Here is a 13331-nt window from a genome sequence, read left to right on the forward strand (position 1 = left end):
CCACTCACTACCTGGCAATAATGACGACCAATGAATTGACTCCCCAGGGAATAACTACTTTTGTGGATAAGATCCAGACTGGACTTGCAAAGAAATAATTTGCCCTTCTCTGTTGATTTCCATGTGTAGAATGTCACCCACTGAGCTAGATTCCACTAGCTTCTGAACTTGTGCGGCTGTTTTTACAGCTTTCCCATTCACCTTTTGAATCACATCTCCTGGACGCAGTCCCCCCTTTTCGGCTGGTGACTTTTCTAACACCCCTTTAATGGCGACACCCGCATTTTGGGTGATATTAAGTCTATTTTCCTGGTTAATTTGCTGTTTTTTACTAGGTGATAGGTCTACCATTTCGATACCAATAAACGGATGTTCAACCTTACCTTTAGTAAATAATTCCGTGGCAATCCGCGCCGCAGTTTCAATGGGAATAGCAAAACCTAGTCCTTGAGCATCAGCACGAATTGCAGTATTCACACCAATAACCTCTCCGTTGGAGTTAAGCAGGGGTCCACCGGAGTTACCAGGGTTAATCGGAGCATCCGTTTGAATAAAACTGACACGCTTGTCGGGGACTCCCACCTGAGCGCTTGTACGGTCTGTGGCGCTAATAATACCGAGGGTGACTGTATTATCTAATCCCAAGGGATTACCAATCGCGATCGCCCATTGTCCAGGAATAAGATTTTGGGAATTGCCTAGTTTCACCGTAGGTAACTTAATGGCAGGAATTTTGACCACAGCCACATCAGTCATCGTATCAATACCTATAACCTTACCTTCAAAAGAACGACCGTCTTTCAAAGTCACCTGTACAGTATCTGTATTCGCCACAACATGAGCATTAGTTAGCAACCGACCATCTTCACTTAAAATAAATCCCGAACCCGTCCCCCTTTCAATTCTTTCCTGGGGTATTTGCTGCTCATCATCCCCAAAAAAACGCCTGAGCAAGGGATTTTTTAAAGCATCAGAAATGGGATTTGCCACTTTGCGTGTTGCATTAATTCTGACCACCGCCGGTCCTGTTCGTTGGACAGCCGCCGCCACAAAATTAACTTTATCATTCCCCGCTACTTCAATACTGCCGCGTATTGGGTGGGAAAAGACTGTCTCCGTAGGTGAGGTGACTGTCACGTTTCTCAATTCTTGAAAGGAGCGACTTCGCGTTAAAAGATAAGGACTGCCTAACAACACCGCGCTCCCACCGATTCCACCACCTACTAATACTAAGGAGAAATACACGGCTAGTTGTTTCCAGGGTAAGTTCATAATCATTCCGCTCAAAGAAATGCAGGCGCTAACTTCTAAGTGTAGTCAAGCAAATGGCAATTTGACAGTTTTGTTCTCAGGAAAATTTTATCAATTAGCGATAAATTAGCGATTAGATGTTACTGATTATTTGTGGCTTGTGGTACAGAAGCAATGTAGGGCATCTGTACAGTAGTTAGTATTAGTCCTTGTTGCCTAAGCATGATAAATGACCAAAGACAAATGAACACAAATAAAATTTATTTTCGCTTCATCAATATATATATGAATTTGAGAAAAAGTCTAGGATTTTTCTCCCATTTCCTCAGTTTTATCTGGCTGATGCTTACACCATACCAGATGGCTTTTGCACAAACAACAACTAAAAACTGCCCGATACCAGCTTTAGAACGTTTTCAGCGCCATCGAGTTGGACGTGGTGAAACTATTGCCAGCATTGCTGAGAATTACAACTTGTCACCAGCTACTATTATTAACATGAATCCGACTTTACAGAGCGGGAAAGTCACAATTGGTAGTGATATTTTAATTCCTCCCTACAATGGCATTATCATCGCTGTCAGTAATGGTGAAACTTGGGGACAAATAGCATCTCGATACAAAGTCCGTGCAGATGCTCTGTTTGAAATTAATGGCTGCAAACCACCCTCCAAGTTTGCGTTTGTTCCCGTAGTGCAGAAGTCAGCAAATCCGAACATTTCCAGAGTTAATATCAATACATCCCCTGGGGATTCCAGTCAGATAAAACTAGTGGGCTATCCTTTACCAAATGTCAGCAAAACTACTCTACCCTATGGATGGCAAATCAACCCGCAAACTGGGGACGTGTTTTTTCACAGTGGCATTGATTTAGTGGCAACAGTGGGGACACCCGTCAATAGTTTGGCAGCAGGAACCGTTGTTTTTGCAGGTTTTCAGGACAGTTATGGTAATTTAGTAGTGATTAATCATGATGGTGGGTTACAAACTCGCTACGCTCAACTAGAAAGTATTCGAGTTTCTGTGGGACAAAGGGTCAAAATCGGCGAAATTATTGGCAATGTGGGTACTACAGGGCAACCGACATCAAAACAGCCTCATTTACATTTTGAAGTTCGTTCTAGCTCATCCTTAGGCTGGAAGGCACAGGATCCAAAGACGTATTTACAAAAATAATTATGTCCGATTCCAAGGTTGATTAAATATTCTCAATTTAGCGATCGCCCCCTGATTTTAGTCTCCAGTTAAATAACCCCTTGATAGGACAAAATCTATCTTAATGAGACTAACCTAAAAATTTCTTCATGACTTCTACCAATTCTCAAACTAAAGATTTTACAGAAAAATTTAGTGGCACTCTTTCGGATTACATCACGGCGATCGCCTGGTCTGGTGATACCTTAGCTTTAGCCTCTGCTGCGGGTGAGGTGGTATTGTGGCAGCAAGGCAATCTGGTGAATTTACAGACATCTGCAAATGGTACATCTGTCGATTGTTTAGCTTTTTCCCATGATGGCAAATTCCTAGCAGTTGGCGGACAGGATGGCAAGGTAAAAATCTGGGAGCATACAGAGTTAATTTATACCTGGGAAAATGCCCCTGCTTGGGTAGATAAGTTAGTTTGGAACCCGAAAAGTCACCAGTTAGCTTTTAGTTTAGGTCGGCGAGTACAAGTTTGGGATATTCCTAGTCACCAGATGCTCGTTGATTTAAATTTTGCTTCCTCTTCCGTTTTAGGTATAGATTGGCGCAGCGATGGTAAATATTTAGCCATTGGTGGTTATTTGGGAGCGAAAGTTTGGAGTTGTGAGGATTGGCAACAGGAACCCTACATTATTGATATACCTTCTGCCAGTTTAGCGATCGCCTGGTCTCCCGATGGTAAGTACTTTGCTACTGGTAACTTAGATCGGACAATCACTGTGGTGGAAAGTCAACTTCTGACTTCCGGAGCAGACCCCAACCCGTGGATTATGCGAGGTTTCCCTGGTAAAATTCGTCAGATAGCTTGGTCTGATATCGGCAATCAAATAGGGGTTCCCATTCTTGCGACTTGCAGTGTGGATGGAATTGTTGTGTGGGAAAAATCTCCCGATGAAGCGGTAGGTTGGGAAGCCAGAGTTTTAACTAACCATGTGGATATTATTCAGGCGATCGCCTTCGCACCCAAAAGCTTTTTACTTGCTTCTGCGGGAAGCGATGGTTGGTTGTGTCTGTGGAAAAAAGCCAAGCAAATTTCCCAAATTCTCACAGGTACAGAATCCGGTTTTTCCTCTGTTGCTTGGGATAACTCCGGTAAACAAATTGCCGCAGGTTGTAGTAGTGGCGAATTTATGATTTGGTCAAAGAATACCAAAGGTCAAGGTTTTGCACGTTAGCAAAGGAACAAAACAACTGCGTGACTAATCAGTAAGAATTAGTTATGCTTATTTTCAAGAGTGTTGATATTCGGAATTTTATGAATTTAATCAAACTGGTTTTACTCGCTTGCCCTGCATTCATTGCCTCCATACTACTGGTAGCTAATCCAGCACAAGCAGCAGTCACTGATATTACCCATCCTATACCCCAAGTGGTTCAAGTCTCCGTGCAATCTCATCACACTGTCTTCACTCCCCATTTAGCCACATCCAACCCAATTAAAGACCAACTGGGCTGTAATTGTTCTAGTTGTGTGAAAGTCAGAATGCAACTAGAAGGCAAGCTACCTTTATCCAGTGTTCTCTAAATTTCAGCTTGACCAACAATCAAATAGTATAAGACCTAGAGGTTGAGTATTTTCATCCTCTAGATTTTGCGTTGATGCTAAAAACTTACACACATTTTTCTAATTTGATGTTTCTGGTAAACCTCATAGCTGTTGTCCATGGCTACTTTTGGTTATAACAAAAGAAAATCGTGATGAAGTTACTAAACGTGCGAAAACGTTATCTCGGATATCTTTTGGTTGTGATGATATTTTTCGGAACTATTAGCAGTGTAGTTGCCTACTCTGTGATATCTGAGCGATCGCCAGTCTTAGAATGTCAGGAATGGGGATTCTACCGCTCCAAAGGTAAAAGATACTATACCTATCCCGAAAAAATTGTAGTTCAACCCTGGCGTGGTCAACATCACGTATATGCTATTTTCAATGTCCCCAGTGAATATATCAACGATAAGCAGTTCACCTTGAATATCTCCGATAACGATACATTTTGCGGTATTCTCAAATATGAAGGCACAGGTTCTATAGATAATGTCTCCCCCAAACCCGGACATTATTTGATGAAAGGATTTATAAATACTCGTCAGGCTTTAGGAATCATCATTCAAGGTAAAGGAGACGAGTTAAAACAGGCAAGTAACTGGAGAATGGGTTACGTCAAAAAAGACGAAAAATTATAAAAACTATACCAAAATTCCAGCAATACAAGCAGTAATAAAACCTGCTAACAAACCCCCCACCATGGAACGCACACCCATCTTGGCTAAATCATGCTGACGATGGGGAGCCATTCCTGTAATTCCACCAATGGCAATTCCAATTGAGCCAACATTCGCAAAATTACACAGAGCATAGGTAGCAATAATTATCCCCCGCTCAGATATTTTCTTCTGTTCAATTAAGGTTTTCAAATCCAAATAGGCAATAAATTCATTCAGAATAGTTTTCTTACCCAGTAATGCTCCCACCTGTGCACAGTCTGCCCAGGGTACACCCATTAACCAAGCCACGGGAGCCATAATAAAGGATAGCATCCATTCCAAGGACAACTGAGGTAAACCAACGCGAGAACCCAACCACCCCAGTAAAGCGTTTGCTGCTGCCAATAAACCTAAAAAGGCAATAATCATCACACCAACATTGACAGCCAACTTTACCCCATCGATCGCCCCCGTAGTTGCCGCATCAACAGCGTTAACATAGTTACTTTTCACATCCATTTTCACATTGCTGGCTGTGTCAGGAATCTCAGTTTCGGGATACATTAACTTGGCAACAACCAAAGCAGTCGGTGCAGTCATAAAAAAGGCAGCAACTAGATGTTCTGCTGGCACACCAAAGGATAGATAGGCTCCCAACACCCCCCCTGCAACCGTCGCAAAACCCCCAGTCATCACCGCAAATAGCTCAGATTGGGTCATCGTTGCTACATAGGGTTTGACCAATAGGGGTGACTCAGTGGGACCAAGGAAAATATTACCAGCCGTAGAAAGGGACTCCGCACCGGATGTTTTCATGGTTTTCATCATCACCCATGCCAAACCATTCACAACGAGTTGTAAAATTCTGTAGTGATATAAAACACTGATAAATGCGGAGAAGAAAATAATAGTTGGTAGTATCTGAAAAGCAAAAAAGTGGTCTTTGTAATTGTCACCGAAGACGAATTTAGCACCAACATCCGAAAAAGAGAGAAAATTACTGATCACATCACCTAAGGATTTGAAGACTGCTAAACCTCCCGGTGTTTTCAGAATCAAGATGGCAAAAACGAATTCTAACCCCAAACCCCAGGCAATTGTCTGCCATCGCACTGCCTGACGATTAGAGGATAAACCGTAGGCTATGACGATAAAAACGATGATTCCCAGAAAAGATATGGCACGTTCCATAGATAACACCCAAAAGAACAATATACACTGTTGAATATATCAGGGTAGATGATTCTATAGATACATAGCAAATTATCATGTCTGTCAATAGGTTGGTGCTATGAAGTCTGGTAAATAGCTTAATTCCATATGTTTTTCTCCCATTACTCCTTAGCTATTACTGACCTTAAGGAATAGTATAAGTATTCAAGCATACACGACATATACTACTCAACATCCATGTCTTCCGGCATCTATGCAATCGCCCACATCGGCAATTTTCAGCTTTATGTGGGTGAGGTTCACCGAATTAGTCAAAAATGGCCCCCCCTCTTGGCACTATTGAATAGTGGTGGCTATCCCCATCAGCAGTTACAGGAGGAATGGCAACGAGAGGGAGATAAACGGCATTTTTCCTTCCATACCAAGGAAGAAATTCTTGCAGATAAAAAAATTATCGGGATTGAAGAATTAATCACACTCGTAACTGAGTGATGGCAATATTGCCCCCAAAACAGACATCAACATCACTTCCAGGAGTGCGATCGCGGTTTTGGTATACCCCAGCGTAGTAAAATTCATTACCTTCAACTCGATAATTAATTGGCAGAGGTTTAGTACAAGCTGGGCAAAAAATAATTTCTGGTTCCGGTGCTTCTGGTAACAAGTGCGGTAAATTAACGTTCCAAAAACTACCCGCTTCCAAAGGACGCTGGAGTAAATCTACTATGATTTTCCCCGTCCACATCGCTGCACGTTGCCAGTCATATTCCCGTTTTCCCTGACGGTAGTGGGAGATAGCGATTCCAGGAATTCCATGCATTGCCGCTTCCCGAACAGCTGCCACCGTACCAGAAATATACGCATCCACACCCAAGTTACCACCAGCATTAATTCCCGATATTACCCACTGAATTTCCTGGCTAATGTGGGCGATCGCAATCCTCACACAATCAGCTGGAGTCCCCGCGATCGCATAGGCAAATTCCGAACGACGAGAGACTGATATTGGGCTAATTGTCGTCACCTGATGTCCACACCCCGATTGATGTTCCTGAGGTGCAGCAATAATTATTTTCAGAGAATCATCCTTACTGAGCGCAGTCGAAGTAATAGCCTTTTCTAAGGCTTGAATTCCCGGAGCATCTATCCCATCATCGTTAGTCAGAATCAGTGTCATTGGATAACCGACATCAAATAATTATGTTTTCCAGTGCGACTTTATCAGTTTTCACTGAGATTTTCCGAATTTTCTCACACATCAAATTCTTTACAGGTTATTGCCAAAGTAAATCTACATAAAACTAAACCAATTAATTCTGAAAATGCCAAGAGCTATTTATTATTCCAACAAAAAAGATTAATTTGCGATTCGTGTAATTAAAATCTATTTAAAATCAGTAAAATTACTGTAATTTTTGAGCATTAAAGCCTCAATATAAAGTGTTTTTGAATTATTACCAAAAGCTATAGACAAATTTCAATACAATGCTTAGATTGATGGGGAGTATGTCAGATTATCAAACTCACCATAAAATAGTCAGACTTCACATAAAAACACTTTTTCTCGATATCGAACAAACAAATAATATTCAAATGATAAAACAGTCTGTAAAACTTCTTTCCACTTCTGCCGTCATTGCTAGTACTATTGCTGTTAGTACATCTGCCTTTTCCCGTGCAGAAGCAGCCTCATTCACTTTTAATCTAGATTGTGTAATTTCTGGAACAGTTGGCGGTAATACCTATTCGGGTGGTAATACCTGTGCTAAGGTTAATCAATCATTTGGAACAGTAACCATTAAAGATAGCACTACCAACAGTAAAACAGTTGATGTAATTGTTGATTTAGCAGGGAATAAAGTCCATAAAGTTTTGGATCTTTATTTGAATTACAACGACTCTAAATTTCAAGGTCCAGATTTTAATGTATCTGCTGGTTCTGGCTATAGCATTCAAAGTGATACAGTCAATGAGAATAAGCTGAAAGCTTCTGGTTATAAAGGTTCTTTAGATTTCAATATCAAACCCAAAGCTACAACTTCCAGTAATGATGGTTTCAATGCAATTATCGCCTTAAAAGAGAGTTGTCAGTCCTTGTTCGATTTAAACGCATCTGACTTTAACTACAAAGATACCCTGAATCAGATTCTCGCAGCAGTCCATATAGGTAACTACGGTAATAATCCAGGAATCTCAGGTGGAAACTCGATTTGGGTAGGTTCCAGTTCCTATTATCAAGCTTCCATACCACCTAAGAAAGTTCCAGAACCTACGGCAATTGCATCCCTTGGCATATTTGCTGCGGGAGCTTGGAAAATGAAAAAGAAAAACCAGGAGAAAAAACAAGAAGATTTACTGGTTCTTTGTTAAGCAAATACTTGAATTTCTCATTAATATATACAGGGGCTTTACCTTCATAGATAAACCAAGAGACGTTCCTATGGAGCGTCTCGGAAGTTATTTGGGGTGCAAGCTAATTCACGCACAATGCTTATATCAAAAATCCTATGTCAATTACTGCTTCTCGGTAAATACTGACAGTGACAAGTTCGTAATGGAAAAATTATCAGTGTGATTGCGGAGGTTAGACGTATCTTTGCTCGAATATGATTTAACTGTTACGCAACTGGATGCAAGTCAACATAACCACTACGAAATAAGGGTTTTTATAGGTCTATCATTTTTATAAATGTGTGATTTACTCGTAAAAACCCTTAGGTTTTCTTTTTTTATATAGTATTTAAATTATCATAAATAGATAAACTAAACCATACTTGTATAAGTAATAAATACCTCCGTACTATTCCCTAGAATTTATCAAAATATTGCCATTGCAATTATTTAGCCCGTCAGCTTTATTTTGATGGGTATCGAGATTGTGCTGGCATTTTATCCCGCGTGAGCTAGTGCGAGCAAAGGAAATTGACTATTCTTACAGGCTGCTAACACCAGATTTGAGTCTTGTATCCTAGCCCAAATATGAGTTTTACTGTCAGTACGTTAACTGGTTACGGAAATTCCCCCCTCAAGCAGCACCCATGACAAGAAGGAACGATACTAAAATTAAAAATTGTGAAATTAGTAACTAGCGATTTGAGGATAACATGGCTGCAACAGTAGAAATCTATACTTGGAGTACTTGCCCTTTTTGTATTCGCGCTAAAGGTTTACTGAAGAAGAAAGGTGTGGACTTTACGGAATATTGTATTGATGGTGACGAGGTGGCTCGTGGCAAGATGGCAGAAAGAGCCAACGGCAAACGTTCCTTGCCACAAATTTTCATCAACGATCGCCACATTGGTGGTTGTGATGATATCCACGCTTTAGATGCTCAAGGCAAGTTAGATGGGTTATTAGCTTGACAAAGGGGAAAAAGGGAAAAATTCACAGATGAGATGAATTCCCCATCCCAAATCTTCATTCTGTCCCACAGAGGCGGGATAATTTAACTTGGCAAACCCTGGCATTGAGGCGAAAAGTGTGAAACTGGCTTTTATTATTGATCCCATCCAGACTCTCGATCCCTGTCACGATAGCAGTGTGGCATTGATGGAAGCATCTGTAGGGCTAGGACATCAAGTTTGGGTGACGCAGGCAAATCTCCTGAGTGTCGTGGATGGTAAAGCTTGGGCAATTTTACAACAGGTGGAAATCATTCCTGTGGAGCTAGAGCAGGGAAAATGGGTGGCAGCTAATCCTTGGTATCGTCTAGGCGATCGCACTTTTACTTGCCTAGAAACTATGGATGTAGTATTAATGCGGACAGACCCCCCTGTAAATGACCCCTACCTTTTCGCTACCTATATCCTGGACTACATTGACCAAAGCAAAACCCTAGTTGTTAATAATCCTAGGGGTATCCGAGCTGCTAATGAGAAAATGTATGCCCTGCAATTTACCAAGGTAATACCAGAAACCATTGTCAGTACCGATAAACAGGTGATTCGGCAATTTGTGGAAGCCAAGGGGGCAGCTATTTTAAAACCCCTGGGTAACAAAGCAGGAGAAGGAATTTTATTTTTACAAGCTGGCGATCGCAATTTTAATTCCATTGTCGAACTCAGTACCCAACAAGGAAGGGTACCTGTTATGGTACAAATGTATTTAGAGTCTGCAAAGGAGGGAGACAAAAGGATAATTCTTCTCCACGGTGAACCTATTGGTGCAGTGAATCGACTGTCTGCCAGTGGAGAATTCCGCAATAACATGGCGGCAGGTGGTACTGTTGCTCACACAGAAATCACCCCTAGGGAGCTAGAAATTTGTCAAGAATTGGCGGATACTTTGCGTCGAGATGGTTTAATCTTTGTCGGAATTGATGTGATCGGCGGTTACTTAACAGAAGTTAATGTGACCAGTCCCACTGGTATCCGAGAAATCGATCGCTTAAGTGGAACTCGTCTGGGTCGCCAGGTAATTCAGTGGCTGGAACGCGCCAAAAAATCCTAGTTCTTCGTGCTTTTGTAGTGGCTTAATATATGAAAATTACTCGCATTGATTTAAATAGCTGGCTGCTGCAAATAGCCAACCAAACTATCCTTGTTGACCCCTGGTTAGTTGATCCCCTGGTATTTTACGGGCAACCCTGGCTGTTTACGGCGTATCATAATACACCTGTTGCCTACACTCCAGCAAGCTTACCCCAAGTAGACTTAATTCTCATATCTCAAGGGCTAGATGACCATTGCCATAAACCCACCCTAGAGCAACTAGATCGGAATATACCTGTGGTGGCATCTCCAACGGCGACATCTACTGTGAAAAGTTTAGGTTATAAGACTATTGTCTCCTTGGCTCCTTGGCAAAGTTATACTCTGGGTAACAAAGTAGAAATTACCGCAGTTCCAGGTGCAGAGGTTCAACCTGGTCAAATGGAAAATGGTTATGTTGTAGAAGATAGGGAAAAACAGACCAAGCTCTACTACGAACCCCACCTTTTCCGACCGGAATCAGGTATCGGAGAACGTTTTAGCCAAGTTGATGTGGCGATCGCCCCTGTAGTGGAACAGATTTTCCCCCTCTTGGGACAGGTAATCATGGGAGCAAAGGAGGCAATGAAATTAATCGAGACTCTCAATCCCCGCTTTATCTTACCCAACGCCCAGGGAGATATCCGTGCTAGTGGAATTCTACCGAAATTTATTCGTACCGTTGGTAGCGTTGAGGAATTTCGTCAGCAATTAATCGCTTCTGGTATGAAAACAGAGCTAATCACCCCTGAGCCAGGGGAGACAGTCAATATAGAATTAACTTCTTTCAGTACTACAGAGCGCTGCTGATAAGTACAAAAATCTAACACCAGAGTGAAAAGTTCTTCTTCTGGCTGATAATTGCAAACTTATCACCGAAAGTCTCCTCTGGAATTAATTTTTCGGCTTTTGTCTGTCCCGTAAAAACCCTGGCAAATCAAGTATCGTTCTATCCTTCGGTTCTGGTGCTGGAGCCGGAGGATTCATCGTTGGTTGAGGAGGAGTCATCGGTCGCCTAGCTTGGGGCTGTACAACTCTAGAATTGGTAGTATTTTGCGGTGGCTGGGCTTGTAATTCACCAGTAAAGCCAGTGGCAATAACCGTAATTCTCACTTCCCCTTGCAGTCTGTCGTCAATTACCGCCCCAAAGATAATATTGGCGTTGGGATCAACCACTTCATAGATAGTTTCTGCTGCTGCGTTGACTTCATGGAGAGTAAAGTCACTACCACCAGTAATATTGAAGACAACACCCCTTGCCCCTTCAATAGAACATTCCAACAAAGGTGAAGAAATAGCTGCCATTGCAGCTTCCCGTGCCCGTGATTTGCCAGAACTGACACCGATACCCATCAATGCAGAACCTGCATCTGCCATTACTGCTCGGACATCGGCAAAGTCAACGTTGACTAAACCGGGGATCGTGATGATATCCGAGATACCTTGCACACCTTGTCGCAAGACATCATCAGCGTAACGGAAGGCATCCTGCATAGGAGTTTGTTCAGGAATAACTTCCAGCAACTTGTTATTGGGAATAATAATCAGAGTATCAACTCGACTCTTGAGGGCTTCAATTCCTTGCTCAGCTTGACTGGCACGACGACGACCTTCAAAAACAAAGGGGCGGGTGACAACACCAACAGTAAGTGCTCCCATTTCCTTGGCGACTTCTGCCACAATTGGTGCGGCTCCAGTACCTGTACCACCGCCCATACCAGCAGTAATAAAAACTAAATCAGCCCCTTCTAAGGCTGTAGCAATCTCATCCCGTGATTCTTCTGCTGCCTTGGTACCGATCGCGGGGTTGCCTCCTGCTCCCAGCCCCCTGGTGAGCTTCTGACCAATTTGTAAACGGCTAGGAGCTGCTGCTAAGGTCAAGGCTTGGGCATCAGTGTTAATTGTCCAGAATTCTACGCCGCTCACATCAGAGGCAATCATGCGGTTGACAGCGTTACCACCACCACCACCAACACCAATGACTTTTATGTTGGCAACTCGACCGGGAACTATGTCACCAATGCGAGGATCGTCATGAGGAATTTTCTTAATATCGTTGTTTTGCCCAAAATTTAGTCCGGAGTGGTTAAAAGGATTCGTAGAATTAACTGCTAGGGAAAATCCTGGCTGCCCCGAAGATTGGGAATTTTTATAGGTAAGCCCTTGGTTATTATCAAGTGTCATGGATTCACAAAGGTAGATAAACGACTTATAAAGGTGTTATTCACCTAGGAGTCAACTATAAGTTGAACGCCGCCATATTTTTAACGCTGCTGTTGTTTCTTATCCAGCCTACCTCTGGGGAGGAGAGAAGGAAAAGAGACTTCGCCATCAAGACTGAGAAGTGTTTTTAAGGATGCTGTGTCACGGGCTTTGAATCTCCCATTGCATCCCACACCCCAAGGCAACATATAGCTAATTCTAGAGAAGTATACCTATATTTACCTAAAATTGACCTGTATAACTTCCAGCAAACCTTCAGATAGTCTCTGTAATTTTCTGGTTTTGGCTCAGTAGATGCTTGGTGTTGCCAAAAACTTCCCATTTTTCCTGTCAGTAATTCATCTCGGTCATTAATTTTACAACTGTCAAGGTGATTTTTGTGTTTTTTTATGAATATGGATAACGATTTTATCCAATTTCTGTGGAAAACTAAGCAATCTTTTAGATTAATGAAGCAATTGTTGTTACTGAGTTGCCAAACACAAATACGGTCTAAATATGCGTGATTACGTATACACGTACTTAGAAAAACTGTCTTTTGACACACAAAAATTCCTATTCCTGGTATTACTTGTAAAGACGCGCGATCGCACGTCTTTCTAGCTTTAATCATAAAATGCTGAATGCTAGGTTTTTGATGTGATGGCAGGGAGCACAGAGCGATTCGCAAGTTTTATCCCTGTGATGATTAGTCAATTTCCTAATCTATCTGGCAATGGCGATAACTACGAAGGCTAGTAATAACTTTGAGTTATACCATGAGGCATTTGAGATTTTGTCAGAGGAGTGAGGAATATGGTTATACCG

Annotated in this window: 13 protein-coding genes; 9 read left to right on the forward strand and 4 right to left on the reverse strand. The window is 42.0% G+C overall.

Annotation, left to right across the window (positions count from 1 at the left end; genetic code table 11):
• Nucleotides 1-54: 54 nt before the first annotated feature.
• Nucleotides 55-1272: an HhoA/HhoB/HtrA family serine endopeptidase gene (locus IJ00_RS22375; RefSeq protein ID WP_035156896.1), complete on the reverse strand. Its 1218-nt coding sequence runs from the start codon at nt 1270-1272 to the stop codon at nt 55-57.
• Between the two features lie 264 nt (nt 1273-1536).
• On the opposite strand from IJ00_RS22375, the gene IJ00_RS22380 reads away from it, so the two are divergent.
• From IJ00_RS22380 to IJ00_RS22395, 4 genes are all read left to right on the forward strand, one after another.
• The gene (locus IJ00_RS22380; RefSeq protein WP_035156898.1) at nt 1537-2427 is read left to right on the forward strand and encodes a M23 family metallopeptidase; all 891 of its coding nucleotides are present in this window, start codon (nt 1537-1539) and stop codon (nt 2425-2427) included.
• Nucleotides 2428-2555: 128 nt separating this feature from the next.
• Nucleotides 2556-3629 (forward strand): WD40 repeat domain-containing protein, encoded by a 1074-nt coding sequence (locus IJ00_RS22385; protein ID WP_035156901.1) that lies wholly within the window; start codon nt 2556-2558, stop codon nt 3627-3629.
• Nucleotides 3630-3673: 44 nt separating this feature from the next.
• Entirely contained in the window at nt 3674-3979 is a 306-nt protein-coding gene (locus IJ00_RS22390) for a hypothetical protein (RefSeq protein ID WP_238178380.1), read from the forward strand.
• 173 nt (nt 3980-4152) lie between these two features.
• On the forward strand, nt 4153-4638 hold the full coding sequence (locus tag IJ00_RS22395) for a hypothetical protein (protein ID WP_052754517.1): 486 nt from the start codon (nt 4153-4155) through the stop codon (nt 4636-4638).
• A gap of 3 nt (nt 4639-4641) precedes the next feature.
• Here the strand turns inward: IJ00_RS22395 and IJ00_RS22400 are convergent, their stop codons facing one another.
• Nucleotides 4642-5850 (reverse strand): NupC/NupG family nucleoside CNT transporter, encoded by a 1209-nt coding sequence (locus IJ00_RS22400; RefSeq protein ID WP_035156903.1) that lies wholly within the window; start codon nt 5848-5850, stop codon nt 4642-4644.
• A 219-nt stretch (nt 5851-6069) separates the two neighbouring features.
• On the opposite strand from IJ00_RS22400, the gene IJ00_RS22405 reads away from it, so the two are divergent.
• Nucleotides 6070-6324 carry a hypothetical protein gene (locus tag IJ00_RS22405; RefSeq protein WP_035156905.1) on the forward strand — a complete coding sequence of 85 codons (255 nt, stop codon included), beginning with the start codon at nt 6070-6072 and terminating at the stop codon, nt 6322-6324.
• On the opposite strand, the gene surE is transcribed toward IJ00_RS22405, so the two are convergent.
• Entirely contained in the window at nt 6305-7009 is a 705-nt protein-coding gene (gene surE / locus IJ00_RS22410) for a 5'/3'-nucleotidase SurE (protein WP_035156906.1), read from the reverse strand. The genes IJ00_RS22405 and surE overlap by 20 nt on opposite strands.
• 416 nt (nt 7010-7425) lie before the next feature.
• On the opposite strand from surE, the gene IJ00_RS22415 reads away from it, so the two are divergent.
• The 4 genes from IJ00_RS22415 to IJ00_RS22430 all read left to right on the forward strand — a co-directional run bounded on the left by IJ00_RS22415 (nt 7426) and on the right by IJ00_RS22430 (nt 11111).
• Complete coding sequence (locus IJ00_RS22415) at nt 7426-8202, forward strand: hypothetical protein (RefSeq protein WP_168163519.1); 777 nt, start codon at nt 7426-7428, stop codon at nt 8200-8202.
• Nucleotides 8203-8936: 734 nt separating this feature from the next.
• Nucleotides 8937-9194 carry a glutaredoxin 3 gene (gene grxC / locus IJ00_RS22420; RefSeq protein WP_035156910.1) on the forward strand — a complete coding sequence of 86 codons (258 nt, stop codon included), beginning with the start codon at nt 8937-8939 and terminating at the stop codon, nt 9192-9194.
• A gap of 118 nt (nt 9195-9312) precedes the next feature.
• A complete protein-coding gene (gene gshB / locus IJ00_RS22425) occupies nt 9313-10281 on the forward strand; it encodes a glutathione synthase (RefSeq protein ID WP_035159490.1) in 969 nt (322 codons plus the stop codon).
• Between the two features lie 29 nt (nt 10282-10310).
• Complete coding sequence (locus IJ00_RS22430; RefSeq protein WP_035156914.1) at nt 10311-11111, forward strand: MBL fold metallo-hydrolase; 801 nt, start codon at nt 10311-10313, stop codon at nt 11109-11111.
• An 84-nt stretch (nt 11112-11195) separates the two neighbouring features.
• Here the strand turns inward: IJ00_RS22430 and ftsZ are convergent, their stop codons facing one another.
• The gene (ftsZ, locus tag IJ00_RS22435) at nt 11196-12485 is read right to left on the reverse strand and encodes a cell division protein FtsZ (protein WP_035156917.1); all 1290 of its coding nucleotides are present in this window, start codon (nt 12483-12485) and stop codon (nt 11196-11198) included.
• Nucleotides 12486-13331: the final 846 nt, after the last annotated feature.

Source organism: Calothrix sp. 336/3 (assembly GCF_000734895.2).
Classification (GTDB): domain Bacteria; phylum Cyanobacteriota; class Cyanobacteriia; order Cyanobacteriales; family Nostocaceae; genus 336-3.